This is a genomic window from Rhodococcus sp. RCBS9 (assembly GCF_029457415.1).
GTDB lineage: Bacteria > Actinomycetota > Actinomycetes > Mycobacteriales > Mycobacteriaceae > Rhodococcus_F > Rhodococcus_F qingshengii.
Genome location: NZ_CP120422.1, coordinates 756,342 through 780,016 on the forward strand (window position 1 = coordinate 756,342; position 23,675 = coordinate 780,016).

18 protein-coding genes are annotated in these 23,675 nt (G+C 60.6%); 7 read left to right on the top strand and 11 right to left on the bottom strand.

The genetic code is table 11. From position 1 onward, the window contains the following. Nucleotides 1–7: 7 nt before the first annotated feature. From P0M12_RS03520 to P0M12_RS03545, 6 genes are all read left to right on the top strand, one after another. Entirely contained in the window at nt 8–1,414 is a 1,407-nt protein-coding gene (locus P0M12_RS03520) for an O-antigen ligase family protein (protein WP_223304407.1), read from the top strand. Further along, nucleotides 1,342–2,364 carry a glycosyltransferase family 1 protein gene (locus tag P0M12_RS03525; protein WP_223304406.1) on the top strand — a complete coding sequence of 341 codons (1,023 nt, stop codon included), beginning with the start codon at nt 1,342–1,344 and terminating at the stop codon, nt 2,362–2,364. The genes P0M12_RS03520 and P0M12_RS03525 overlap by 73 nt, the downstream gene beginning before the upstream one ends. A gap of 7 nt (nt 2,365–2,371) precedes the next feature. Further along, nucleotides 2,372–3,961 carry a flippase gene (locus P0M12_RS03530; RefSeq protein ID WP_158170048.1) on the top strand — a complete coding sequence of 530 codons (1,590 nt, stop codon included), beginning with the start codon at nt 2,372–2,374 and terminating at the stop codon, nt 3,959–3,961. After that, on the top strand, nt 3,958–5,046 hold the full coding sequence (locus P0M12_RS03535; RefSeq protein WP_235867847.1) for a glycosyltransferase family 4 protein: 1,089 nt from the start codon (nt 3,958–3,960) through the stop codon (nt 5,044–5,046). The genes P0M12_RS03530 and P0M12_RS03535 overlap by 4 nt, the downstream gene beginning before the upstream one ends. After that, nucleotides 5,039–6,124 carry a beta-xylosidase gene (locus tag P0M12_RS03540; protein WP_054827664.1) on the top strand — a complete coding sequence of 362 codons (1,086 nt, stop codon included), beginning with the start codon at nt 5,039–5,041 and terminating at the stop codon, nt 6,122–6,124. The genes P0M12_RS03535 and P0M12_RS03540 overlap by 8 nt, the downstream gene beginning before the upstream one ends. Before the next feature lie 229 nt (nt 6,125–6,353). Beyond that, complete coding sequence (locus tag P0M12_RS03545; protein ID WP_054826105.1) at nt 6,354–7,442, top strand: cellulase family glycosylhydrolase; 1,089 nt, start codon at nt 6,354–6,356, stop codon at nt 7,440–7,442. Between the two features lie 15 nt (nt 7,443–7,457). Here the strand turns inward: P0M12_RS03545 and P0M12_RS03550 are convergent, their stop codons facing one another. Beyond that, complete coding sequence (locus tag P0M12_RS03550; RefSeq protein WP_277377446.1) at nt 7,458–9,221, bottom strand: hypothetical protein; 1,764 nt, start codon at nt 9,219–9,221, stop codon at nt 7,458–7,460. 92 nt (nt 9,222–9,313) lie between these two features. Continuing rightward, nucleotides 9,314–10,093 (bottom strand): N-acetyltransferase, encoded by a 780-nt coding sequence (locus P0M12_RS03555; protein WP_277377447.1) that lies wholly within the window; start codon nt 10,091–10,093, stop codon nt 9,314–9,316. Between the two features lie 53 nt (nt 10,094–10,146). Here P0M12_RS03555 and P0M12_RS03560 point away from each other — a divergent pair, with 53 nt between their 5' ends. Next, nucleotides 10,147–10,668: a YdcF family protein gene (locus tag P0M12_RS03560; protein ID WP_233272324.1), complete on the top strand. Its 522-nt coding sequence runs from the start codon at nt 10,147–10,149 to the stop codon at nt 10,666–10,668. A gap of 60 nt (nt 10,669–10,728) precedes the next feature. On the opposite strand, the gene P0M12_RS03565 is transcribed toward P0M12_RS03560, so the two are convergent. The 9 genes from P0M12_RS03565 to P0M12_RS03605 all read right to left on the bottom strand — a co-directional run bounded on the left by P0M12_RS03565 (nt 10,729) and on the right by P0M12_RS03605 (nt 23,524). Further along, entirely contained in the window at nt 10,729–12,210 is a 1,482-nt protein-coding gene (locus P0M12_RS03565) for a sugar transferase (protein WP_054826093.1), read from the bottom strand. A gap of 319 nt (nt 12,211–12,529) precedes the next feature. After that, nucleotides 12,530–13,366 carry a MazG family protein gene (locus P0M12_RS03570; RefSeq protein WP_030536281.1) on the bottom strand — a complete coding sequence of 279 codons (837 nt, stop codon included), beginning with the start codon at nt 13,364–13,366 and terminating at the stop codon, nt 12,530–12,532. Between the two features lie 7 nt (nt 13,367–13,373). Beyond that, nucleotides 13,374–17,000 (bottom strand): transcription-repair coupling factor, encoded by a 3,627-nt coding sequence (gene mfd / locus P0M12_RS03575; protein WP_030536282.1) that lies wholly within the window; start codon nt 16,998–17,000, stop codon nt 13,374–13,376. 128 nt (nt 17,001–17,128) lie between these two features. Beyond that, nucleotides 17,129–19,714 carry a glycosyl hydrolase gene (locus P0M12_RS03580; RefSeq protein ID WP_277377448.1) on the bottom strand — a complete coding sequence of 862 codons (2,586 nt, stop codon included), beginning with the start codon at nt 19,712–19,714 and terminating at the stop codon, nt 17,129–17,131. Nucleotides 19,715–19,716: 2 nt separating this feature from the next. Further along, complete coding sequence (locus P0M12_RS03585; RefSeq protein ID WP_003946304.1) at nt 19,717–20,703, bottom strand: DUF1839 family protein; 987 nt, start codon at nt 20,701–20,703, stop codon at nt 19,717–19,719. Beyond that, nucleotides 20,703–21,659 (bottom strand): amino acid--[acyl-carrier-protein] ligase, encoded by a 957-nt coding sequence (locus P0M12_RS03590; RefSeq protein ID WP_054781160.1) that lies wholly within the window; start codon nt 21,657–21,659, stop codon nt 20,703–20,705. The genes P0M12_RS03585 and P0M12_RS03590 overlap by 1 nt, the downstream gene beginning before the upstream one ends. Next, on the bottom strand, nt 21,656–22,846 hold the full coding sequence (locus P0M12_RS03595) for an acyl-CoA dehydrogenase family protein (protein WP_193595084.1): 1,191 nt from the start codon (nt 22,844–22,846) through the stop codon (nt 21,656–21,658). Before P0M12_RS03595 ends, P0M12_RS03590 begins: the two co-directional genes overlap by 4 nt. Further along, nucleotides 22,843–23,085, bottom strand: coding sequence for an acyl carrier protein (locus tag P0M12_RS03600; RefSeq protein WP_003946296.1), 243 nt, complete (start codon nt 23,083–23,085; stop codon nt 22,843–22,845). Before P0M12_RS03600 ends, P0M12_RS03595 begins: the two co-directional genes overlap by 4 nt. Beyond that, nucleotides 23,078–23,524, bottom strand: coding sequence for a holo-ACP synthase (locus P0M12_RS03605; protein ID WP_277377449.1), 447 nt, complete (start codon nt 23,522–23,524; stop codon nt 23,078–23,080). The genes P0M12_RS03600 and P0M12_RS03605 overlap by 8 nt, the downstream gene beginning before the upstream one ends. Between the last annotated feature and the right edge of the window lie 151 nt (nt 23,525–23,675).

The window sequence follows — 23,675 nt, forward strand, 5'->3', positions numbered from 1 at the left end:
ATCATTCATGTTTGTTGCTGCAATCTTCGCAGTACCCATCGTCGTTGCGATCTACCAGCGACCACAACGCGGCTTGCTGCTTGTTGCACTGTTCGCTCCGCTCCACGGTCTGTTGGCGATCATTCCCGGCGGGACATCGATGGCCGGTTGGAAGGAGGGGTTGCTCCTGCTCACGTTGGGATGCACCTTCGTCAGCCCCAATCGCCTTCGGGTAGTGCGCCCCTCGATGCCTTGGTGGCCGGCTGCCGCGGCCTGGGTAGCTTTCGGTTCCGCGTCAGCACTGCTTCTGTCCGGTATCGCCGGGGTGACATCGATAAAGATCACCTACTTCTACATCTTGATACCCGTCATTCTCTGGCGCGCACCGTTCTCGCGGGACGACCGAGATCATCTCGTGTCCGTCCTGATGGGTATGGGGATACTGACAGCAGTCATCGGACTCCTTCAGCAAGCAGTAGGGCCTGCATACCTGGTGGATCTCGGCTACAGCTACACCGAACAGATTCGAATCACCGGCTCGATCTTGCGAAGCTTCAGCACTTTCACCGGTCCGTTTGCGTTCGGTCTCTTCGTGATGCTGAGTTTGATCGTCGGTATTTCGGTCGCGCTCGCGGATCCGAAACGGCTGCGCAACATTATCTTTCTAGCCGCAACTCCGATCATGGTCGTAGGCATGGGAGTCTCGATTGTGCGGGCCAGCTACATCGGGTTGGCTGTCGGGCTTCTCTGGATTGCCGTATACAAGTATCGGTCTATCTTGATGTTGTTCGGCGCGGCTGCCGCTGCCGTTCCCTTTGTACTTCTGTTGGCACCACCATCAATCGTCAAACCACTGTTCTCGTCGTACAGTCTCGAAGAACGCGGTAGCGGATGGTCGTCGACAATCAGCTCGCTGTTCGTGCATCCACTCGGGCAAGGTCTGGGCGCAACAGGATCCGCGGCAGCAAAGGCGGCGGAAGCAGCGCAACCGATGCTCAACACGATGACGATCAAGGCCGCGACAACACTTGGGCTGATCCCCTATCAGCCCGACAACTACTACATGAAAGTCGCAGTCGAGCTCGGACCGATCGGCTTGTGGATTTTTGTCCTGGTCCTCATATCTTCCGGAGCGTCCGCGCTGAGGGCATCGCGTGTGCTTCCCGGCTCGGACGGCGCTTTGGCTCTCGGTGTCAGCGCCTCGATCGTCGCGGCCGCGGTCGCTTCTGTCGTCTCGACATATTTCGAGATATTTCCCCTCGACCTCTACTTTTGGCTACTGATTGGAACCGTGGGATGCGCACTGACTCAACACCACTCGGAGAAAGAAGCGATATCCGATCACGAATCACCCTCGGAGCCATGGCACTCCGACCTGGTGGGGGCGGCGTCCAAACCTATGCACGCGAACTACTCCGAGAACTCTCCCCACTGATCAGCGAATCGACGAACCTCAGCGCAACAGTGCAAATCGACGCTGTCGATGAGATTCCAACCGGAGTGCGCGCCGTGACGCGCCCTGTTGCCTCCGGAGCACGCAGAGCCGCGTGGGCGATGGTGCCGGTCGCGGGCAGCGACTTGTTCCACAGCCTCGACGTCGACCTCCCGATCGGGCAAGGCGGCCTGAAGATCTCGACGTTTCACGACATGTCGGTATTCGACGTTCCGTGGGCCTTCAGTCGATATCGAGCAGCTGGCGAACGCCGACTCCTGTCCGCGGCGCTACGCAAGGCCGACGTCGTCATTGCAGTATCGGACTTCACCGCCGAACGAATACTCGCACTGAGCGGTCGGCATGCCGTTGTCACGCCGCTGGCACCCGCATCCTGGGCCACGATCCCCACCGAAGCTGCAGTGACCGAAGTTCGGCGGCGATTGAAACTACCGGAGCGATTCGTGCTGCAGGTCGGAACGATCGAACCTCGAAAAGATGTCGCTCTGGTCGCCGAAGCGTGCACGGAGCTGTCGATTCCTTTTCTGCTGGCGGGCTCCGGCTCGACTGGCCCCGACGCGCCCCGTTCCGCCCGAGGATTGGGTTACGTCGCGACAGAAGACCTTCCGGCACTCTATTCCGCCGCAACTGCTGTCGCTTACTCCTCCCACTACGAGGGGTTCGGTCTGCCGCCACTCGAAGCCATGGCGTGCGGCGCGGCAGTGGTTGCGAGTGCGGTCGGAGCACTGACCGAATTCGCCGACAACGCCGCCGTGCTTGTCCGCAAGCACGACAAGGCTTCCTGGTTGGCCGCTCTTCGCTCAGTCGTCCTGGACGACGATGTCAACACCGCACTCCGTATATCTGCGCCACGTGTCGCGGCCCGATCGACGTGGACCCGAACAGCCGAATACACGGTTGACGCGTACCGCACTGCAGGGCTGAGCGTGTGAGTTGCTCATGACGAATCGCAATTCGACGGGCACCGAGCCCGTATCGCCGCGAGAGTTCGCCGAATTGCGCCAGGCCGCTATCGACAAGTTCGAGAAGGAACGTCGCGAGCGAGAGACGAAAATCCACGGGCCGGCCGCTCCGGATTTGACTGCGAACGATGCACGCCGAAGCACTGCGATCATGCTCGGAAGCCGGATCGCAGTGGCAGCGATGGGGTGGACCGGCTCGGTTCTGATCGCGCGTTCGATCAGCCCTGACGAATTCGGTCAGTTCTCCCTCATCTTCGGATTGCTCGGATTGTTGTCCGTCGTCACCGATCTCGGCGTCGGCCGAGTGGTGCTCGCGAAGTTGGTCGAGTGCAATCCGTGGGAAGTTTCGCTGGTCACCACCGCGTTCATATCCCTACGGGTCGCCCTTGGTCTTTTCGGATACATCGTCGCGGTGGGTTATGTCTGGATTCTCCGCTACCCCGCAGAAGTGGTCGAAGCAACGGCGGTCGCTGGTTTGGTCGTTGTCGTTGCCACTCCCAGCCATGCACTTTCCGTCATGTACCAGAGCCGCCTGCGCATGACGTATGTCGCGATCGCCGAGGGCGTCGGGCAACTCGCCCAGCTTGTCGCGACCATCGTCGCGGTTTTGTGGCAGCCGATCCTCCTCGTTCTCGTCATCCCTGCGGTTATCAACGAAGTGGTCGCGGCCGTCGTGAAAGTGCGCGGTGTCCGAAAGGGCGTCGCCGGGCCTAGGCCGTCGTCACGAGCGCAGTTTCGTAGGTGGCGGGAAATGCTGATCGAAGCAATCCCTTTGAGCATCGGCTTCGCTTTGGTCACGCTTCTGTCCAAAGTGGATGTGCTGCTCTTGGGCAAGCTCGATACTTTCGATTCGGTCGGCTTGTACACCATCGGGTACAAATTCGCGGACCTTCTGCAAATCGTCGCAATCACCGTAGTCACCCCGGTAACAACACTTCTCGTGTCCTATTGGCCCGACAGCGTGGCAGTGTTCCGCGAACGAAGCCGCGAAACATTCATCGTCCTGACAGTTCTCGGGAGCGCATCGATCGCCGCGTTCTGGCCTGCTGCCACCGGAGTGCTCGCCTTTCTGTACGGAGAGCGGTTCGCAATTGCAGGGACCTCGACGCGACTGTTGGTGCTTGGCGCATGCTTCTCGATGCTCACCCAGTTGGGGTTGATGATCCTGGTTGCGAGCGGCCGGCATCGAATATATCCGTGGATTGCATTGGGCGGCTTACTCTTCAATATCGTGGTCAACATCGTGTTGATTCCTCGAATGTCATTCAACGGAGCGGCAGTTGCGACCGTATCGACCGAACTGCTTCTTTTCGTTGCAATTTGGGTTGTAGTGCGGCAAAGTCTGCCGGTTCACAGAATGTTTCCGATGCTCCCGCTCGGAGCGGCCGTCGCCCTCTGCGCGGTGGTCACAGTAGCAGGAACGATCTGCGTCGAAAGGTTGGGCGTGCCATGGCCAGTCGTTTCGGTTCTCGCTCCACTTGGGACAGTCGGAATCTATGCACTTGTATCGCTCGCGGGCGGGAAGTCGCCACTCGCAATGGTAAAACCCGACAGGGAAGTAAAATGACACGAACGATCATTTTCGTCAGCCACACTGGAGAGATCTCCGGCGCCGAACTGGTCATGCTCCAGCTGATGCGTTTGGCACACGAGCAGGGTTTCACGGTAATGTTGGCTTGTCCGGAAGGGCCGCTGAGGGATCGCGCACGCGCGTCAGTCGACTTCGAAACGGTCACGCTACCAACCCTGTCGCTCAGAGGCGAAGGGGGTCTGGCACGCGTCCTGGCGATTCTCGAAGTTGCAAAGAATTGGCGAATTGCCGGGCGCATCATTGCGTCTCGGGCTCAGTCGGCCAGCTCGACCGTGATAGTCAACTCACTGTTCGCATTGCCGGTGATCAGGCTCGGCCGCGTACCGCAACGTGCAACGTGGCTTGTCCACGACACTCTCTCGAGCACAAAACAACGAATCGTCGTACGGATTGCAAAACCCGGGATCCGACGAGCAGTCGCCGTCTCCGGACCGACATCGCTTCCTGTTCTTTCGCTGGGAATTCCCACCTCGGTGTCACGACTTGGTGTTGTAGTTCCCCCTGAGGTAACGGAAGTTCGATCACCGGCACGCCGAGTTGTCGGAATCATCGGGTCACTGACGCCGTGGAAAGGCCACTTGGTGTTGATGGATGCCATCGCCCGCACAGTAGACGTCCAACTCGAAATCGCCGGACTTCCGTTCCCGGGCGATGAAATGTACGCACAAGTACTTCGTGAACGCGCACAGCAGCCGGATCTGGCGGGTCGCGTCACATTTCTCGGATATGTCGATTCACTGGCAACTATCAAAGGATGGGACATCGCGATTTCTGCGAGCACCTCTCCCGAAGCCGGCCCACTCGTGGCACTCGAAGCAATGAGCATCGGAGTGCCAGTCGTCGGAACCGATCTCGGCGGCACCAGCGAGCTGCTGGGGGACGGCGCCGGATCGCTCGTCGAGCCATCTGATTCAGTAGAACTCGCAGCCGAGATAACGAGACTGTTGGAGGACGGGAGTGCACGATCCGAATTGTCACGCATCGGCCGGCGGAAGGTAGAGGACCGATATGACATCCAGAAGAATCTTCCGGCTCTGCTGAAGGAGCTCATCGATGGCTAAGGCACGTCGAGTCGCCGCAGTCGCAGTGGTCTTGTTGATTGTCGGATTGGTAGTCCATTCTTCGATTACCGCAACCGGCGAACCTTGCGCAGTTCAACCTTCGTCAGACAATACTGGCATCGCACTTGGTTCCGGCTATACCGCAATGAGTGACGCCGAAATGGATCGAACGGTGGAAGCTATTCGATCATCGGGTTCGCACTGGGTCAGATTCGACATCGACTGGTCCGCCATCGAAAGTACCGAGGGCACCTTCGATTGGTCCGGAACCGATCGCCTCGTGGACATCGCGAAATCTTCCGGGCTCGAGATTCTCGGTCTCATCACCTACACGCCTGCCTGGGCAAGAGATCCGGCAGCGACGAGTCCTGACACGCATACCCGTCCGGCCGACCCGGACGCGTTCGGTAGGTTCGCGGCGCTTGCCGCTGCCCGCTACTCGAATTCCATTTCGTCATGGGAGATCTGGAACGAGCCCAATCTCCAAACATTCTTCAATCCGACGCCGGATCCTGAGTATTACTCGAAGCTGCTCGCCGCATCGAGCGTAGCAATCGAGGCAGTGCAACCGGGCGCAACAATTGTCTCCGGTGGCTTGTCCCCCGCAACTGACAACGGCGCTGACATAAGCCCCACGACGTTCCTCGCGAACATCTACGAATATGGAGCTGGACAACACTTCGACGTTGTCGGAATGCATCCGTACACCTACCCGGCACTGCCCTCGGACCCGTTGACTCGAAACTGGAACTCTTTCTATCGAATGCGGCTGATGCACGACACAATGGTTGCAAACGGCGACTCGACCAAATCTATTTGGGCGACCGAATTCGGGGCACCAACAGGAACTGGTCTCGACGCTGTGACCGAGTCGATGCAAGCCGAGATACTGCGTGACGGATTCAACGAAGCGCGTAGCCTCGGGTTCGTTCAGAAGGTCTTCGTTTACAGTCTCCAGGACCGCGGCTCCGATCCCGGTGATCGCGAACAAAACTTTGGCCTTCTGGATCTCGACTTCGAACCGAAGCCCGCAATGGCCGTGTTGCAAGATGCAAACGAAACTGGAGGATGCCTCTGAACTATTGATCATTTTCGACCACAGTCACCGAGAAAATCGGACAATACCAACCGGCGCATTTCGCAGTAGCACCCAACCGGACGGAAGTACTGCAGAACCGACTTCGAGACTGGTGCCAAGTGACCCAATTCATGCAATTCTTTGATTTGTCGGATTGGTCATCTAGTTCGGCTTCCAACTTGTCTGTCCCGCACCGGTTTCGAGTCACTGTGGAAAGAAGGTGGTCGGCGTGAGTCGACTTCGATTGTCCCTCGCCTGCGCCCTGTTGACTGTCGGGTCATTGAGCGCGTGTGCACCGAGTCCAGTTCCAACAACAACCCCAACCCCGAACTCGACGTGCAGTTCCGTTGGTTTAGGGATCGCCGCGGGCGCCCCACTCAACGGTCTCTCTCAGAATGATCTCGATGCAGAACTGACCGCAATGAAGAATGCCGGCGCGACCTGGCTCAGGTTCGACGTCGATTGGTCCGCCGTTGAATCAACCAAGGGCCAACAGAATTGGAGCGCAACGGACCGCGTCGTCGATCGAGCACGTCTCCAAGGATTGAGCGTCTTGGGAATCGTTACGTACACGCCGGCTTGGGCTCGCGTCGCCGGGGTCAACGATACCCACGGGTATCCATCCGATCCGGCCGCGTTTGCCAAGTTTGCACAACAAGCAGCACAACGGTACTCGAACAGAATCAGCACTTGGGAGATTTGGAACGAACCGAACCTGACACAATTCTTCCGCCCCAAGCCGAATGTGAACACATACACTGCACTCCTGAAAGCCGCATCTGAAAGTATCCGTGCGGTACAACCGGGTGCAAAGATTCTCAACGGCGGTTTGGCACCGGCCGTCGACAACGGATCCGACATCTCACCGGTCACATATCTCAAGGGTATGTACGCGGCAGGAGCAAAGTCTTCATTCGATGTCTTTTCGATCCATCCGTACAGTTGGCCTGCGCTACCTTCGGATTCGTCCACCCAGAATTGGAACACTTTCTACAGGATCCGACTGATGCGAGAATCGATGGTGCAGAACGGGGACAGCGGAAAGAAAGTCTGGGCAACCGAATTCGGAGCTCCGACAGGTACAGGCCCGACCGCCGTCAGCCCGCAATTACAGGCCAACATCATCTCGGATGGATTCGCGCAAGCAAAGGTGCTCGGTTACATCGAGCGCATTTTCATCTACAGCATGCGTGATCGCGGAACCAACACTTCGGATATCGAACAGAACTTCGGTCTGGTCACGATCAATTACACTCCGAAACCCGCACTCGCAGCGGTGAAACAGGCAGTTGGAGGGTGCAGCACACCCAAGATCTAGTGAAAGCCCGGTCCTTCAGGATTCCGACTGTCCGTCTGCTGAATCCGAACGTATAAGGCTCACGCGAGTTCTTTGCCTCCTCTTTCGAATTTCCGCTATATCTTTGGAGGTCAACATAATTCGTTCGGTCGAGGCTTCGGAGTCGATGCCGTCGGCTTCCCCGGACGCCTTGACACCAGTTGCATCATTGCTGGTCGACTCCGCTCCGGAAATCTCCACTGCGGACGCCTCGACTCCGGCGCCCTCGACATCAACAGCCTGCACGATCTGCGGCTCTTCGATCTCGACCCCTGCGCTCGGCTTGGGCGTAGCCTTCGGCAGGTTCTTCTTCGCAATACTGACCGTTTTCGCATCCACCAGGCTGGCGCGATCCCTTCTCGAATCCAGGGCGGAAGTATCCATTCCGTACGGCACGGCAACGGAAGGCTCGTTCAGCCGCGGCGCACCGGACTTCACCCAGGCGCTGTCGGACGGGGCCTGTGAGTTCGTGGCCGAGTTGGTCGGCTCGGCCGCCAGTTTCACTGAACTTGCGGGCCTGCGTCTGCGACGCAGCACCGCGAGGGTAAGTACGTCGAGGAGAGGCTCGGGAGCAGACGGACCCACGAGTACCAGTGTTCGCGCAACATCGACTTCGGCCAAAGCCCTGAGGCATTCGACGATCTCCCGTTGGTTGGCGTGCTGTGCGGAGACAACAACCAGGGCAAACCCGGTTCCATTGGAGTCAAATCGGCGCCACCAGTCCGACTTCAGCGAATATCGGGAGACCCCGGATCGCACGTGCGCAGGAACATCCCATGATGTGGAGGGAACGCCGTCACCCGAAAGCACCAGGACATGATCACCGAGACTTGCACGCTGGCATATCGTCAGCGCGAGGTTCGGCGGAAACTCAGCGGCTTCGGAGTGCTGCAGGAGTAGTGAGGCTCCGTATTTCCGGGCCGTTCGACGTGCCCACGCGTCGGTCACTCGCGAACTGAATCGACCCCGGCAGGCAGAGAGGATTTCGGCAGCGAGAATGAGGACCACCAAGAACGCAACCGCCGACTCGACGAGTGGCTTCGGCGCAACCGGCAGACCCGTTCCCGCGGGGGCGGAAAGCAACTGCAGTCGGTCGGAACCGGATACGGTCGATCTCAACTGGCGCAACTGCTCCAGCCTCGCGTCGAGATCCGCCTTGATAGTCGGATCGTCGGCGGGCGTCTCGTATTCGTCCAAGCTTTCTCGCCGCGCTGCGTCCAAGTCCCCGTTCAATCGAGCGATGTCGTCGGTGAGAACTCGGGTACGACGATCCAGCGTGTCTGCATTGCGTCGCGCCTGCGCGTCGCTCAAGGTGGCGACGACTATTCGTGCCAGCGCGTCCGCGTCAGCCTGACTGAAGGCAGTCGCCTTGACGAATACCAATGCCGGAGAAGTACCCGGCGTCACCGAGATGTGGCTCGAGACATCCGCTGTCGTCCACCCGTTATTCAACTGGTCGTGGATGGCGGCAACCACATCGCTATCGGTGGCCAGTGCGACATAGGGGGCAACCAACTGGCCGAGGTTCGCGTCCGTCACGACGATCTGAGAGGCAGACTGAACCTCCGCGACGATGTCGGATTGATACACCGGTGTCGCGCTTCCCCGCACAGCGTAGACAATCCCACTGACGAGCAATGCGATGACAAGAGCGGGGAAGAACACTCTTGCAAGGTTTCGTGCATGCCTCACCAGGTCGAAAGTGGGCGGAACGCCGAGTTCGCGACGTATCACCGCATCCCTGGTACTCGAATCTGCCATCTTGAGTACCCCCGATTGGATCGCGCGTTGAAGCGTAGCTGAAAGAAACCAAAAGTTTGCCGAACGCACACAAACATACCTGACGGCTGATGTCAGCTACCAAGTAGCCATCGCGGTCGCGACCACATCTGCCAGTACTCGACGATTTCGGCTCCGCTCGCGTCGTACAGAGCATTGCCGGCAGCGCTGGCGAGACCACACACGGCGCCGTCGCCGACAGCCTCGAATGCGGCTGCCGACACTTGCCGAAGGACCCGTACCCCATGTCCGCGCCGCTGTCCTTGCGCCCTGGTTCCGGCCGCCCACACAGTGCTGATGGGCTTACCGAACGACAGCATCGCTGCGGTCTGCAGCGTGTCGAGTTCGAACAGGCCGACGACTGAACGCTCACTTGGTCGGTCGGGGGCCGCCTCCTGATACACCAGAGTCGCAGATTCGCGATCGATACCGAAAACATCCTCCGCAAGTTGTCGTGCTGAACGCAGGTCGCCATCTTCCAGGATCCGCACCGCGGCATCCGGCGCTGACGGAGAATTCGGTAGCGCGCGCAGCGAACTCGAACCTACGCACACCCACCCTGCATCCGCGAGGACGGTCGCGGCATCCAGACCCGCCCCGGCGAGCATGACAACGGTGCGCAGTCGCTCTGCGAGCACTCGTTCCACAACGGCGACCGTGTTTTTCCGCACATCACCCCCATGGACCAATGCAAGGTTGTAGCTGGGATCGGGTGCACCCGTGAGAGCGATCCACCAACCGTCGTCGGCGAGATACACACCGGTCTCAGGTACGAGTCCAGACATGTTCTGCCCATAGGCATCCCGTAAGGCGGTCAACCCCGCCACCGTCCGAAGTGGTTGCCATCCGGTCATCGTCGTCTCCTGAGTCCAGGTATTGTGGGGCCATCAAACAGATCAAATCGGCCTTGAAGATTGCGGGCATACCTCTATCACTCCTCGCCCTTGGTGCGGCAACGGGTTGGCCCGTCTTCGTCTCACCCAAGATCGATGCACCACGAAGTGCTGACGCTATCGTTGTCCTCGGCGGAGCACACGACGGACGCGAGGAGGTCGGAATCCAACTGATGAAAGACGGTTACGCACCACGCCTGATCTTCTCGAATCCTTACGGCGACAACGACAAGAAGATGCGGTCGATCTGCGAGGGTACGTTCGACTTCCCTGTCGACTGTTTCGTCCCGTCACCGTCCACCACCGAGGGCGAGGGGTTCGAAATCGAGAGAATGGCTAATGCCAACGGATGGAAGACTGTCATCGTCGTGACGTTCGTTCCTCATATCTCGCGGGCGCGGCACATCATTTCGCAGTGTTATCAAGGAGAACTGGTCATGGTCGCAAGCCGTCCGGAACTCTCGATCGGGACGTGGGCATTCAACTACGTTTACCAAACTGCCGGCTACGTCAAGAATCTGTTCTCGCATTGTTGAGCTCGACAGCTGACAGGAGGGTGCCCGGCGCGGATATCCGCGCCGGCACCAACCGCGTAGTCAGTACGCTCCGTCGCTTTTCGCGACCGCTGAGACGGTACGAGTAATGATCGAAAGATTTTGCAGGATAGACCAATTCTCCACGTAGGAAGAGTCCAGTCGAACAGATTCTTCCCACGAGAGATCACTGCGACCACTTACCTGCCAGAGACCGGTGATGCCAGGCTTGACCAGCAGGCGCCGGGCAACCTCGTCGTCGTACATCTCGACCTCGCGACGCAATGGCGGCCGCGGGCCGACAACGCTCATCTCTCCGCGAATGACGTTGAAGAACTGCGGTAGCTCGTCGATACTCAATCGACGAAGGATCTTGCCGACGGACGTGATTCGTGGATCCTCACGCATCTTGAACAACACACCCCCGGCGCCTTCGTTGTCCCCCATCAGATCGACAACCTGCTGATCGGCGCCTTCCACCATGGTACGAAACTTGAACATGGGGAACGGTTTCCCGTTGAGGCCGATGCGTTCCGCCTTGTAGAACACCGGGCCTTTGGACGTGAACTTGACTGCAGCGGCAGCGGCGAGCATGACCGGCGCCACGAGGAGGATCATCAGCATCGAGAACACCGCGTCGAAAACAGCGGGCGCAAGCCGGTTCGCGCCCTGGTAGCGCGGCCGCGCAACGTGAATCAACGGGAGTCCCGCCGCAGGGCGAAACATCAAGCGAGCCTTCGACACATCGGCCACGACCGGTGAAACCACCATGTCGACGCCCTCGGCTTCGAGGTCCCACATCAGTTTGCGAATGCCCACCTGTCCGAGGTCTTCGGTCCCGGTTACGATGACGGTGTCTGCGCCACTTGCGCGCATCGCCTCGACTACCTCGAACTCGTTGCCCATTACCGGGACTGCTGCTCCGTCGACAACGATGTGATCGTCCAACGCGGTCGCCCGACGCGGAATGCACGCTCCCACAACGTCGTAGCCTGCCGAGGATTCCCGCACGAAGGCACGCGTAGTAGCAACGACGGACGCATGTCCACCAACCAACAGCACCGAGTTACGGCAATCCCCGATCGCACGCTTCTTTCGAATGTCGCGTCGCCAGAGGTAGCGTCCGAGAAGCAGCGCAGCGAGTCCGACGGGCAGTGCGATCATGAGGTAGCTTCGCGCAATTCCCACGCCCAGAATGATCCCGGCCAATGCGCCTACTCCGAAGACCTGGCCGGTAGCGAGCAGTACCTTCTCGTACTCGTCACTGCCCTCGCCCAGCATCGCCTGATGACGGCTACGCCCCCGTGCGAGGGCGATCATCCACAGTCCGCCCAACGCTGCAGACGCGATCACTTTAAGTGGTGTCAGCCACTCGATGGGATGCGGCCACATACTGCCGATCTGAGCGAGTGCGATCACGAACAGGACCGTGATCGAATCGCTCACTGCGATCCGCTTCCGGTATGCCCGGCGCCAGTCTGTTCCGACATGAGCGGAATCCTGCGATACCGCCGACCGGCTCTCCACCTCAGCATGAACGCTCATTTGCCATCAGTCTTTCTTGTCATACGAACGGCGTCAGCGGATCGAACGGCTTGGGGGATCGCTGATCGGTAGCCACCGCGAGCGTCCAGGTACGGCAACACCCCGCCGGTTGCCGTACCTCGCTGCTCGCAGTGCAGAAATGAACCGTCATCGGACCCCCCTACATAACCGCCGATCAAAGGCCAATTCATGCAAGAAAACGACCCAGTGTTGCTCATTTCGTACGTAAACATACCTTAGGTTTGTTTCAACTGCACTCACCAAGCCCAAGCTATTTTCCGATTGCCAGGTGATTACCGGGCAATTACGTCAAAGTGGGCTAATCCTCCACGTCTTCGAGACGTCTTCCCTCACGAATCCGAATGTCGGCGATCAGCATGTCCAGGGCGCCCAGGAGTGCAGTGTCGGCGCGTCGGCACTGCTCGATCAGAGCTTCCAGATCAGCTTCATCGGCGCTTTCGATCACACCAGCTTTGGCGGCCCTGCTCAGTACTTTTTCGGCGAGGAGCAACGGCGGCTGCGACCGAGCGATGCCGTCCATGGATGACGCGCGAGCCTTCTCGGCAGCCTTCAAAGCGTCCCACGCCCGCTCTTGCTCAGCGATGTCGACCGCCCCGGAACTGACCAGGTGCGGGCTGCGGTGCACGAGTTTCGCGATCAATGCACCGGCCACGTCGTCCAATTCGAAAACACCGTGTGCTTGAGCGATCCGCGAGTGGAACAACACCTGAAGCAACAGGTCTCCGAGTTCCTCCCGAAGATCGCTCTCGTCGTCGCTTCGAATCGCGTCGAGTACCTCGTAGGTCTCCTCGACGAGGTAAACGGAGAGGCTCTCGTGCGTCTGGGTCGACTCCCAACCGCCGCGATTCCACAACCGGTCCATGATCGACGCCGCTTCCACCAGTCGATCGCCGTGAATGGGTTCGGCGCGAATCATCTTTACCCCAGCGGCAGACAACGCCGCGATCTTCGGCTCGGCGGTGTCCATCATCACAGTCACCGCGGCGCCGGGTGTCGTGGCCGGCAGTGCGCCGCGTACCGAGTCGGGGACGTCCGGGTCGATATCGATCGCGCCGGACAGGAACGGGAGCGCCTCCAGCGGAAAGACATGCGGCCGCAAAGGATCGAGCAGTACGACGACGGGCGATTCGTTCACCGTGTGCTCACGCCTCGACCAGGACAGCACCGGCGGCGCGCCCGTCAATCGCCAGGATGAAGTCCGCGATGTACTGGAGCAATTCGACGTCCCGCAGGCGATCCGAGCCGACTCCGCCGGTGCGAGGCAGCGGGAGTTGCACGAGCCCGGTCGTTGCCCGGTACTGCGCGCTCGGATAGATCCTCTTGAGCCTGATCTGTTTGGAATCGGGCAGTGACATAGGCGAGATCTTGAGCTGAGTTCCGGTGACGGCGACTTCCTCCAGTTGATACTCGCGGCAGAGCAGTCGAAGCTTGGCCACCGAGATCAGCCGTCGAACCTCTTCGGGCAGTGGGCCGTAGCGATCGACCAGTTCTTCGACTACGGCAGCGATGCCGTCGGAATCAGTTGCCGCAGCGAGCTTGCGGTACCCCTCCAACCTGAGCCTGTCACTGGTGACGTAGTCGGGCGGGATGTGCGCGTCCACCGGTAGGTCGATCCGGACTTCCTTCGTGCCCTCGTCCATTGTGATCGGTTTGCCGTCGGCTGCAGCCCGGAAGGCTTCGACCGCCTCACCGACCAGCCTGACGTACAGATCGAACCCGACCCCCGCGACGTGGCCGGACTGCTCTGCGCCCAGAACGTTTCCGGCTCCACGGATTTCGAGGTCCTTCATCGCGACGGCCATACCCGCGCCGAGGTCCGAATTCTGCGAAATCGTTGCCAGTCGGTCGTATGCCGTTTCCGTCAAAGGCTTTTCGGCCGGGTACAGGAAATAGGCGTATCCACGTTCACGACTACGCCCGACGCGTCCGCGAAGCTGATGCAACTGCGAGAGGCCCAGCGAATCCGCGCGTTCGACGATCAGTGTGTTCGCGTTCGAGATGTCCAGACCGGTTTCGATGATCGTGGTACAGACCAACACGTCGAAGTCGCGTTCCCAGAATCCTTGCACGGTCTTTTCGAGAGTGTCCTCGTTCATCTGACCGTGCGCGACGACGACGCGAGCCTCCGGGACGAGTTCGCGGATCTTCTTGGCTGCCTTGTCGATCGAGCTGACACGGTTGTGAACGTAGAAGACCTGACCGTCGCGCAGAAGTTCACGCCGGATGGCCGCGGCAACCTGCTTGTCCGCATACGCGCCGACGTACGTGAGGATAGGATGACGTTCTTCCGGCGGTGTGAGGATCGTGGACATTTCGCGGATCCCGGCCATGCTCATCTCGAGAGTACGAGGAATCGGGGTAGCCGACATCGTCAGGACGTCGACGTGGGTGCGTAGCGCCTTGATGTGTTCCTTGTGCTCGACTCCGAATCGCTGTTCCTCGTCGACGATCACAAGCCCGAGGTCCTTCCAGCGAATACCGGTCTGCAGCAACCGGTGAGTACCGACGACGATGTCGATCTCACCTTCCGCCATGCCGGCGATGATTTCCTTCGAGTCCTTGGCGTCGGTGAACCGGGACAGCCCTCGCACCTTCACCGGGAACGACGACATTCGTTCGGTGAAGGTCTGAAGATGTTGCTGTGCAAGCAGAGTCGTCGGCACCAGCACCGCCACCTGCTTGCCGTCCTGCACTGCCTTGAACGCGGCGCGGACGGCGATCTCCGTCTTGCCGTACCCGACGTCACCGATGACCACCCGGTCCATCGGAACCGGCTTCTCCATGTCGGCCTTGACCTCACTGATAACGGTCAACTGGTCGATCGTCTCGGTGAACGCGAATGCGTCTTCGAGTTCCTTCTGCCACGGTGTGTCCGGGCCGAACGCATGCCCGGGAGCAGCCTGACGCGCTGCGTAGAGCTGAACCAGCTCGCCCGCGATCTCACGAACTGCCTTGCGGGCCTTACGCTTGGTGTTTGCCCAGTCGGATCCACCGAGCTTGCTCAGCGCCGGCAACTCCCCACCGACGTATCGGGAGAGTTGATCGAGCGATTCCATCGGGACGAACAGACGATCGCCCGGGTGACCGCGCTTGCTCGGCGCGTATTCGATGACCAGGTATTCACGACGCGCCCCACCGATGGTGCGTTCGACCATTTCGACGAACCGGCCGATACCGTGCTGATCATGCACGACCATGTCCCCTGCCGACAGCGCGAGGGGATCAACCTGATTGCGGCGCTTGGCCGGCAAGCGCTTTCCGTCGCCGACCGCAGCAACGCGGTTGCCGGTCAGATCGGACTCGGTGACGATCACCATCCCAGGCGTCGAGTCGTCGCCGGCGAGTACCAGTCCGTCATGCAGTGATCCGCGGAGCACCGCGACCTGTCCACGGGCGGGGGTAGCGCCGGCATCGAGCATCTTGGCGGGCACTTCGGCTTCACCGAGTCGCTCCACGACGCGGCTTGCGGTTCCGGCACCTGCCACCACGATCGCCGCGCGACCGCCCGTGCTCACGTGCGCCCGAAGGCTGACGAACAGCTCGGCCAACAGGTCGTCGGAACCGCGCACCTGCGGTGCCGCATGCACCGGGAGTTCGAGTTCTTCACCGTTTCCCGACGCCAGCGGGCTGACTGTCCACCAGGGTCGGCCGGCAGCTTCGGCAGATTCGCGAACATGACGAAGCGACCGGTACGCGGAGGCACCGAGATCGACTCCTCCGCCGTTGAGGATCGACGTGTCGAGCGGTGCAGCGCCGCCGATCGACGCCGCCGTCCACGATGCTTCCAAGAATTCCTGGCCGGTGCGCACCAGGTCGGTGGCGCGGGTGCGCACCTTTTCCGGATCACACAGAAGAATGTGCGCCCCTTCGGGAAGTACATCGGAAAGTAGCTGCAGTTCACCGGGTTTGAGAACCGGGAGCAGAGCTTCCATCCCCTCGACGGGGATACCTGCCGAGATCTTGTCCAGCATCTCGACCAACGACGCGTCAGCCTGGTTCTCAGCGGCGAGTGCGGCAGCTCGATCACGAACATCAGCTGTCAAAATCAGTTCACGACACGGCGGCGCGATCACGGAATCGACGTCGACGTCCGCTAGCGAACGCTGATCGGCAACTGAGAAGTAGCGAAGCTCCGATACCTCGTCACCCCAGAATTCGATACGGACCGGATGATCCGCCGTCGGCGAGAACAGGTCGAGAATGCCACCACGGACCGCGAACTCACCACGCTTTCCCACCATGTCGACGCGGCTGTACGCCATCTCCACCAGACGAACCAGAACGGAATCGAAATCGATCTCGGTGCCGACGCGCAACGTGATCGGTTCTATCTCGCCCAGGCCTGGCGCCATCGGCTGAACGAGAGAGCGCACCGTGGTGACGATCACCCGAAGAGGCGATCCGTACGAGGCGTCGTCTGGTCTGGCGAGTCTGCGCAGTACCTCCACCCGTCGCCCAACGGTATCCGCGCTCGGCGACAGTCGCTCGTGCGGCAATGTTTCCCACGACGGAAACTGCGCCACTCCTCCACCGAGCATCTCGGTGAGTTCCGAAGTGAGATCGTCGGCTTCACGACCGGTGGCCGTCACCAGCAGCACCGGCGTGCGAGCGGCGAGTGCAGCGGCGATGAACGGTCGAGCCGGCTTCGGAGCCACGATGTCCAAGGCGGCCGAGCCGATGGATTCGATCACCGGAGTGAACGCGGCATCTGCGAGGGCGACCTCGGCGAGTCCAGCGAGCGCAGTCTGGGCAGAGGACAAGGAAGTCAACGAACGCGCTCCTGAACAGTGATGACGGGTTGCGGACGCACAGCCCGAGCGCAATATCCCCACCGAGGCAGAGTTGTGCGCCGGTTCGATTCTATCGGTGTGAGATCTCGCAGCGCAGGCCGATCCGTTCAGTTTCCCGTAGCACTCGTCTTCTTCGACGTCCGCTTGGACGGCGAGGATTGTGTGACCGGAGTGATCGGCGGCGCCACGGCCGCACTCACGTATGAGTTGAGCGCCCGAACGCGACCGATCACCTTCGTCGCCTGACCGGTTCTCCGTAGACGTACAGTCCTGCGACCGTTCGGCGCGAGGTGGAACCAGGAGTCTTCGGGCTCGAAGCCCTGCAGTTCGAGGGCAACGTATTGGGCGGAAGCATCCGTCGAGACGTCGACTACCCACTCTTCGTCACCGACGTTGCGCGCTGTGGCAACAAGTCCGACCGATCGCTCGCGAGGCCGCGCCGAGCCACCCAGGAGGTGGACCACTTCGTCCACCATCTCGCCGTCTTCGTCTTCGAGTGTGACGGTGACGGCGTCGTATGTCCGCGCCCCGAACCGAAACACGTGAGTGAGGTCGGTGAAACGGCCGACAAGGCTGTCCACGGACCAGGTCAGACTTGAATGCGCTTCCACCTTGACCGGTAGCGCGACGTCGACCGGGACGACACCTGACCGACTGTGCGCTCGAAACCTGATCTCGCCGACGACAGGTTCGGCGGTCTCGTTGATCGCGTCGAGCCTCAATCCGTCCATACCGTCGTCCGTGACGAGGAGCGCGATCGGTTTGGCGCTCCTACGGAGCACGAACCACGGAGCTTTGGGGCTGCCGCTCCAATCGAGGACCCCCCATCCCGGTCCGGGCTCCAGGTCTCGCAGTGCGAGTGTCAAGGCGCCGTCGCACCGAGAGTCCGGGCGACGCCAGTATCCGAGCGTCGATGCGAACGCCTCACATACAGCTGCTCGCCCCAGGTCGAGATAGCGTTCCGGGTCGGACCACCGGACTTCACGAGCGTCTTCGCCGAAAAGCGCGTAGACGTAGTGGTCCCGAACATCCTCGAAATCCCACGACGATCCGTTGTCCCTAGGCACCGCGGCTTTCCATGCCGGGTGGTGCCCCGCGACGGCGAGTGAACCGAATTCGTTCTCGATCACGGCATTCGACGGTGGAATCGAAAATGCCAATGATTCGGTCGCAAAACGTACTCGCGCGCTGAGCACGTCGGCCAGTGGACGACGATAGGCACCCACCCCGAAGTAGTGAGCGACCCCGCTTCCGACATGCGTTGCCAATTGCTCGCCCCCGCGAGGCGCCGAGGGGGACGACGTCACGTACTCGAGTTCGGGTGCCACCGTCGAGATCAACTCCGGCAGTCTCGAATGAATGAGCGGGATGTGTTGATCGACCAAGCCCAGCATGGTCGGCTGCTGTTCGGTCTCGCTGCCGCCGCAGAAGACTGCCAAAGCGGGATTTCCGCGCACTCTGTGCAAGAACTCGGTGACCTCGGAGGCAACGAGTTCGAAGAATTCGTCGGTGTCGGGCGGATCGAGCGTCGCCAACATCATGTCCTGCCACACGAGAATGCCCAGTCGCGCGCATTCCTCCCAGAAGTGGTCGCTCTCGTAGACCATCGTCCCCGGGATTCGAATCATGTTCAGGCCGGCCTCTGCCAGGCGTTCCAAGACGCGAGTGGTGCCGGCGTCGCCTTGAAGCGAGATCGGGTCGGTCGGCACCCACACCGAACCACGGCAGTACACCCGGATGCCGTTGACATACAAACGGAATCCACCATCGGATCTGTCGAACTCCACCGTCCGGAAGCCAACTGAACCGAGATGCTCGGAGACTCCGACCGCTTCCATCGTCACCGGATAAGTGCGCGGGGTGCCATGAGTGTGCGGCCACCACAACTGCGCGTCCGGCACTACGACGACACCGGACACCTCGAGAAATCCATCCGGTCCGGCGGATACAGCCAATTGCCGCGAGTGTTCGCCGACGCGCACGGTCACGTACTCCAGCGAGGCCGGCAATCCGGTGAGCCGAGCACTGACGGCAACGCGACCGGTTGTGCCGTCAACACTCGCATGCTTGACAGCAGAGACTACGGCGGCAATCCCCTTGTCCAACAAGCGGATACCCCGCCACGGACCCACCGGTACCGGTACACCACTGAACACGGGAGCCATACCGAGCATCGTGGTTCGGATCCACCGAAGGCCCTGTTCACGGACCATCGACGAGCGCCAACGTCCTCGAGGACGCCTCGATCTCAAAATCGCGGAGAGAGAATGAAAATGAACAGCCACCTGGACACGTTTACCAGCGCCGACTCCGGCCGGAATGCTCACTTCCCCAGGTGCGAACATGGATTCAGTGGACGCGACACGGACACCGCCGATCCAGACATCCGCAAACGCCGTCATACCGTCGAACTGGAGCAGCCACGACCCCTCACCGGTCGTGGCCACGGTAGTCACGAACCACCAGTCCGATGATGAAACAGACGATTCTGAAACAGACGACGACGAAACGGACTTCGTGCGTCCGGCGTCCGTCTGCTCCGCACGTAACGCACCGACGACTGTTCCAGGCACGGACGCTGCGACCCACTCGGTCACGGCTTCGAGGGCATCCGGGTCGGATATGGATCCGGGTTCGGTTGCAGCGCATCGCCATATCGCGCCGGCCAGCAGGTCTGCTGACGAACGAGGCACTGTTAGACCAACCTCAAGTGTCGATGCGAGTCGACGCCGACTGTGTCGGCAACGATTTCCATCGCCCTCTTCCACGACACGGCCATCTCGTCGAGTTGCTCACGCGGGTCCACCGCGCGGCCCCTGGAGGCACGCGCCATCTGAAACTGCACGCTCTTGGCACCGGATGCCACTTTGCGGAAATCTGGCGCAGCTTCGCCTGTCCCGGAGAAACCTGCAGTGTCCAAGAACTCGCTGGCGTCGGCAGCCAGCTCCGCGCTGGCCCCGCACTGACGAAGTAGCCCGAAGGACCAGAGGTGAAACGCATCCATACCCGCCCCCTGCACCCATTCGAGGTCGTCGATCACCTTGCGTCCCAGCTCTCGCACCGGATTACCCACCGCTCGAACCGCTACATTCCGCCGAGCCACTTCGGCGATGTTTCCGGCGTTGGTCGCGTGAACCGGATTCAACCTGATCTGTTCGACATAGGGCACGAACGAAGGAAGTGAGGAACGATCGAGATCGAAGACGCCGGAGAAATCGTCGCCTCGCAGCAAGTAGTAGCCGCTGTTGTGAAAGTACTCGAGCTCGCCGGCAACGCGATCGATCCGATTGGGCACGATCGTGGTCTTGGTGTGCCCCTCGTGATAGCTCGTTCCAAGAGTGTCGGGAAGCCAGTATCCGTCCACTTCAACCGTCGACAGCATCCCAACCGCGAGGTTGTCCTCGACATGGATCAGCGGTGCCCGCCAGACGTTCATCTCGGCGACTTCGATTCCGTACAGCGCGTAGATGTCCTCGGCCTTGAGCTTGAGGAACGTCCACTGAGTCCCGTCGAACCGCGATGAGAAGGCACATGCCAATGCCGGGACGGGGTCCAATCCCAGCGAATGCAACACTTCGATCCACAGATCCGTGTAGCAGTTGGTCTGCGCCCACACGCGGTCGTCCTGGTGCAACGAATGGGGCCGGTAGCGATCAGGTGAAATGTCGATGAGCCGTGACATCAGATGCCCATTCGTTCACGAACGGAGGTTGGCCATGCAGCCACGTCAAGACCATGAGTCCGCAACAAGGACAACGCGATTCGCTCCATCCCGAAGCCGACGCACGAGCTGTGTGCCACCTCCCCCTCCGCCGTTCGGATGTCGAAGTTGACACCGAAATGGTCGAGATGGTTGTTCGAGGACACGATCGCCGTGCCCTCGTCGAGATCTCCGTAGAGCCGAACTGTCAGTTCCGTCTTGAGATTCTCTTCACGCTGGTTGGCTGCAAGCATCTTTCCGGCGCGCCCGAAGAAAGGATCATTGGCGATCACCGGGGTAGCGTCGAGTTCGAGCCGGCCGAGCACCTCGAGCCCCCGCTCGATCCAGTGCTCGCGATGCGCTCGCGCTGCCGCGGCGTCACCGATCGTCACGAACTCGTGCATCCGAAACGCTTGCATGCGAGCCGGATCGATGGCCGGTTCGTGCCGGAAGCAAAAACCGTAGATGTCCAGCAGCACGCCGCCTTCGGGCAGAACTCCGGTGTACCGCGCATAGGCAGGATGGCACGCTGCGGACACGAGCATGGTCTCGGTCGGCTCGAGGTGGCGGTCCCACGATTGTCCGTCGGCGCGATCGGCCAGCAGTCGCGCGTGATCGCGATTGGAACCGGCGAAGGTGTTGATGGCGCCGGTGAGGTTGGGAAACGAAGCGATGTAGTCGGTGCGCTCGAAACTGCTCCGCGGGAACACCGGCGGGAACCGCAGCCGAGTCGCGGCGTCGCCTGGCCCCGCTGCAATCACCACTCGGTCGATACCGTCGACGATGTCCTCGAACACTCCGGAACGCCCGTAGAGTCCCGGCACCTCCGTCTCGACGAGAAGTCCTTCGACGAGCAGTTCACGTTGAAATGCAGCCCGGGCCCGATCCAGATCGGTCTCGCCTGTCACAGTCTCGGTCGTCACAGTCTCGTTCGTCATAGCGTTCCCCGGTATCCGATAGCCATGTGCGCTGAACCTGCCATGATTCGATCGTTGTTCACCATCACCGCTGCGCCGTGCGCGTCACGAAGGTGCCGACCGAGCGAGAATTCGGTGTCCTCGCGATATCCCGAGATTCCACAGATCAACATTGTCTGCCCCACGATTTCCACCACCGCTGTCGACGCTGTGACTTTCAGGTTGTTCATTGCGAGCGAAAATCCCACCGCTCCCGTCGCCTCGAAATCGGCAACGCCTTCCTCCGCGTGGACTGCGCGGTCGTACCTGCGTGCAGAGGCGCCGACGAGATCGGCGAATTGTTGTGCCGAAGCGGCAACTTCGGCGAGCCGCAGCGCTCCGGGGGAAGTGACCCCGGGCTGCTTGCGGGCGGCGGCACGCACGTACTTGCGCGCCTTCTCGACTGCAGCGTCGGCAATTCCCAACCACACCGAACTCCAGACGACGTGCGAGACCGGAAGCATCGTGTGGGTGGAGATATCGGAATACGGTACGTCGGCGACCATCTCCGGCGTCGAGGTGGCCCGAAGGATGTAACCGAGACTGCAAGTTCCCCTCAGCCCCAGCGTGTTCCACTCGGTGGTGCGTTCGAGCGTCAGGTCTGGGGTACGACACACCACGAGAACCTGATCGTTCGGCTGACTCTCCGGTGTTCGCCGAGCCGTCACGACTATCGCGTCGGAGTGTTCACCGTACGAAATGACAGGCGCGTTCTTGATCAACAGCAGGTGACCGCCCAAGTCTTCCACCGCGCAGTAACTCCGGCTGACGTCACCACCGATTCCCAGCTCAGTGGTTGCCGATGCCAACAGCAATTGCTTGTCGACCGTTTCTTCGACAAACTCGCGTAGTGCTTCGGTGTTGCCGTGCTTGACCAACGAGTATATCTGCGTCTGATGCATCGCGAAAATCATTCCGCTTGCTGCACAGCGTGTTCCGATCACACGGGCGATCTGCGACACTTCCTGCAGCGAGAGCCCTTCGCCGCCTAGTTCCCTCGGCACAGCTACGGACAGCAGCCGTTCGCTTCGCATGGCGTCGACAGCTTCACGCGGAAACCTTGCTTCTGCATCGACGTCGTCGGCCCACACCGCTGCAACTTCGTCGGCCAACCGTGCGGCCCGCTCGAGGGCCGTTCCGGTGGAGCACTGCGATTGCGGAGCGTTCATGCAGCACCCAACTCCGTCAACGCACCCTCGATCGCCTTGACGCTTGCGAAAGTACTCTTCCGCAACAACTCGTCAGGGAACTCGATGTCGAACGAATCCTCCAGCGCCAACATGACATTCACGCTCGCGTGCGACGTCAAACCCAACTCGTAAAGATCGGCCTCTCCGTCGATCGTGCTCACGTCGACTGCCAGCCGACCGTGCTCGACGAGCACTTTCCGAATTGCCTGATCAATCATCAACGATGTCGTCCTTCTTTTCGATGCGAGCGCCCGAGCGTGTTGCGATCACCATTGCGATGGCCACGTCCGCTTCGTGCGAGATAGATACTTGAAAATCGTGCAGATCCTGGGCCCGCGCGAGTTCCGCGGCATTACCGGACAGTGTCACCCCACAGCCACCCCACTCGGCCCGAGTGATTTCGATGGAACTCCACGGAACGGGAACGTCACCAGGCCGCAGTACCTTCACCACAGCCTCTTTGGCGGCGAAACGTGCAGCCAATCGTTGATCCCGCGCCGGCCCGGCGCACGTCTGCAATTCGTGCGGGGTGAAGGTCCGATCGAGATACCTCCGCCCGAAGAGTTCGATACTTCGAGTGACATCCACGACGTTCACTACGTCACAGCCGATCCGCGGGCCGATGTCGAGCATCGGCGTCGGCGCAGTGTCACCCATCTGTCGACTCCCCATCTGGGGTCGTACACGCCGGGCAGCCCCCTATGCTGCCCGGTGCGCCGACGCCGTCACCCTGCCCTGACAAACCTTCATTCTCAGCAATTCTTCAGCTACCGATAGAACATACCGCAATCCGAAGATTGACGGCAAG

Coding starts and splice junctions, on each gene's coding strand:
- P0M12_RS03555 (WP_277377447.1), bottom strand. CDS start 10,093: ATGACCGGATGGCAACCACTTCGGACGGTGGCGGGGTTGACCGCCTTA.
- P0M12_RS03590 (WP_054781160.1), bottom strand. CDS start 21,659: ATGACGAACGAGACTGTGACGACCGAGACTGTGACAGGCGAGACCGAT.
- P0M12_RS03520 (WP_223304407.1), top strand. CDS start 8: ATGTTTGTTGCTGCAATCTTCGCAGTACCCATCGTCGTTGCGATCTAC.
- P0M12_RS03530 (WP_158170048.1), top strand. CDS start 2,372: ATGACGAATCGCAATTCGACGGGCACCGAGCCCGTATCGCCGCGAGAG.
- P0M12_RS03535 (WP_235867847.1), top strand. CDS start 3,958: ATGACACGAACGATCATTTTCGTCAGCCACACTGGAGAGATCTCCGGC.
- P0M12_RS03525 (WP_223304406.1), top strand. CDS start 1,342: ATGGCACTCCGACCTGGTGGGGGCGGCGTCCAAACCTATGCACGCGAA.
- P0M12_RS03565 (WP_054826093.1), bottom strand. CDS start 12,210: ATGAGCGTTCATGCTGAGGTGGAGAGCCGGTCGGCGGTATCGCAGGAT.
- P0M12_RS03540 (WP_054827664.1), top strand. CDS start 5,039: ATGGCTAAGGCACGTCGAGTCGCCGCAGTCGCAGTGGTCTTGTTGATT.
- P0M12_RS03600 (WP_003946296.1), bottom strand. CDS start 23,085: ATGATTGATCAGGCAATTCGGAAAGTGCTCGTCGAGCACGGTCGGCTG.
- P0M12_RS03550 (WP_277377446.1), bottom strand. CDS start 9,221: ATGGCAGATTCGAGTACCAGGGATGCGGTGATACGTCGCGAACTCGGC.
- P0M12_RS03595 (WP_193595084.1), bottom strand. CDS start 22,846: ATGAACGCTCCGCAATCGCAGTGCTCCACCGGAACGGCCCTCGAGCGG.
- P0M12_RS03605 (WP_277377449.1), bottom strand. CDS start 23,524: ATGGGTGACACTGCGCCGACGCCGATGCTCGACATCGGCCCGCGGATC.
- P0M12_RS03585 (WP_003946304.1), bottom strand. CDS start 20,703: ATGTCACGGCTCATCGACATTTCACCTGATCGCTACCGGCCCCATTCG.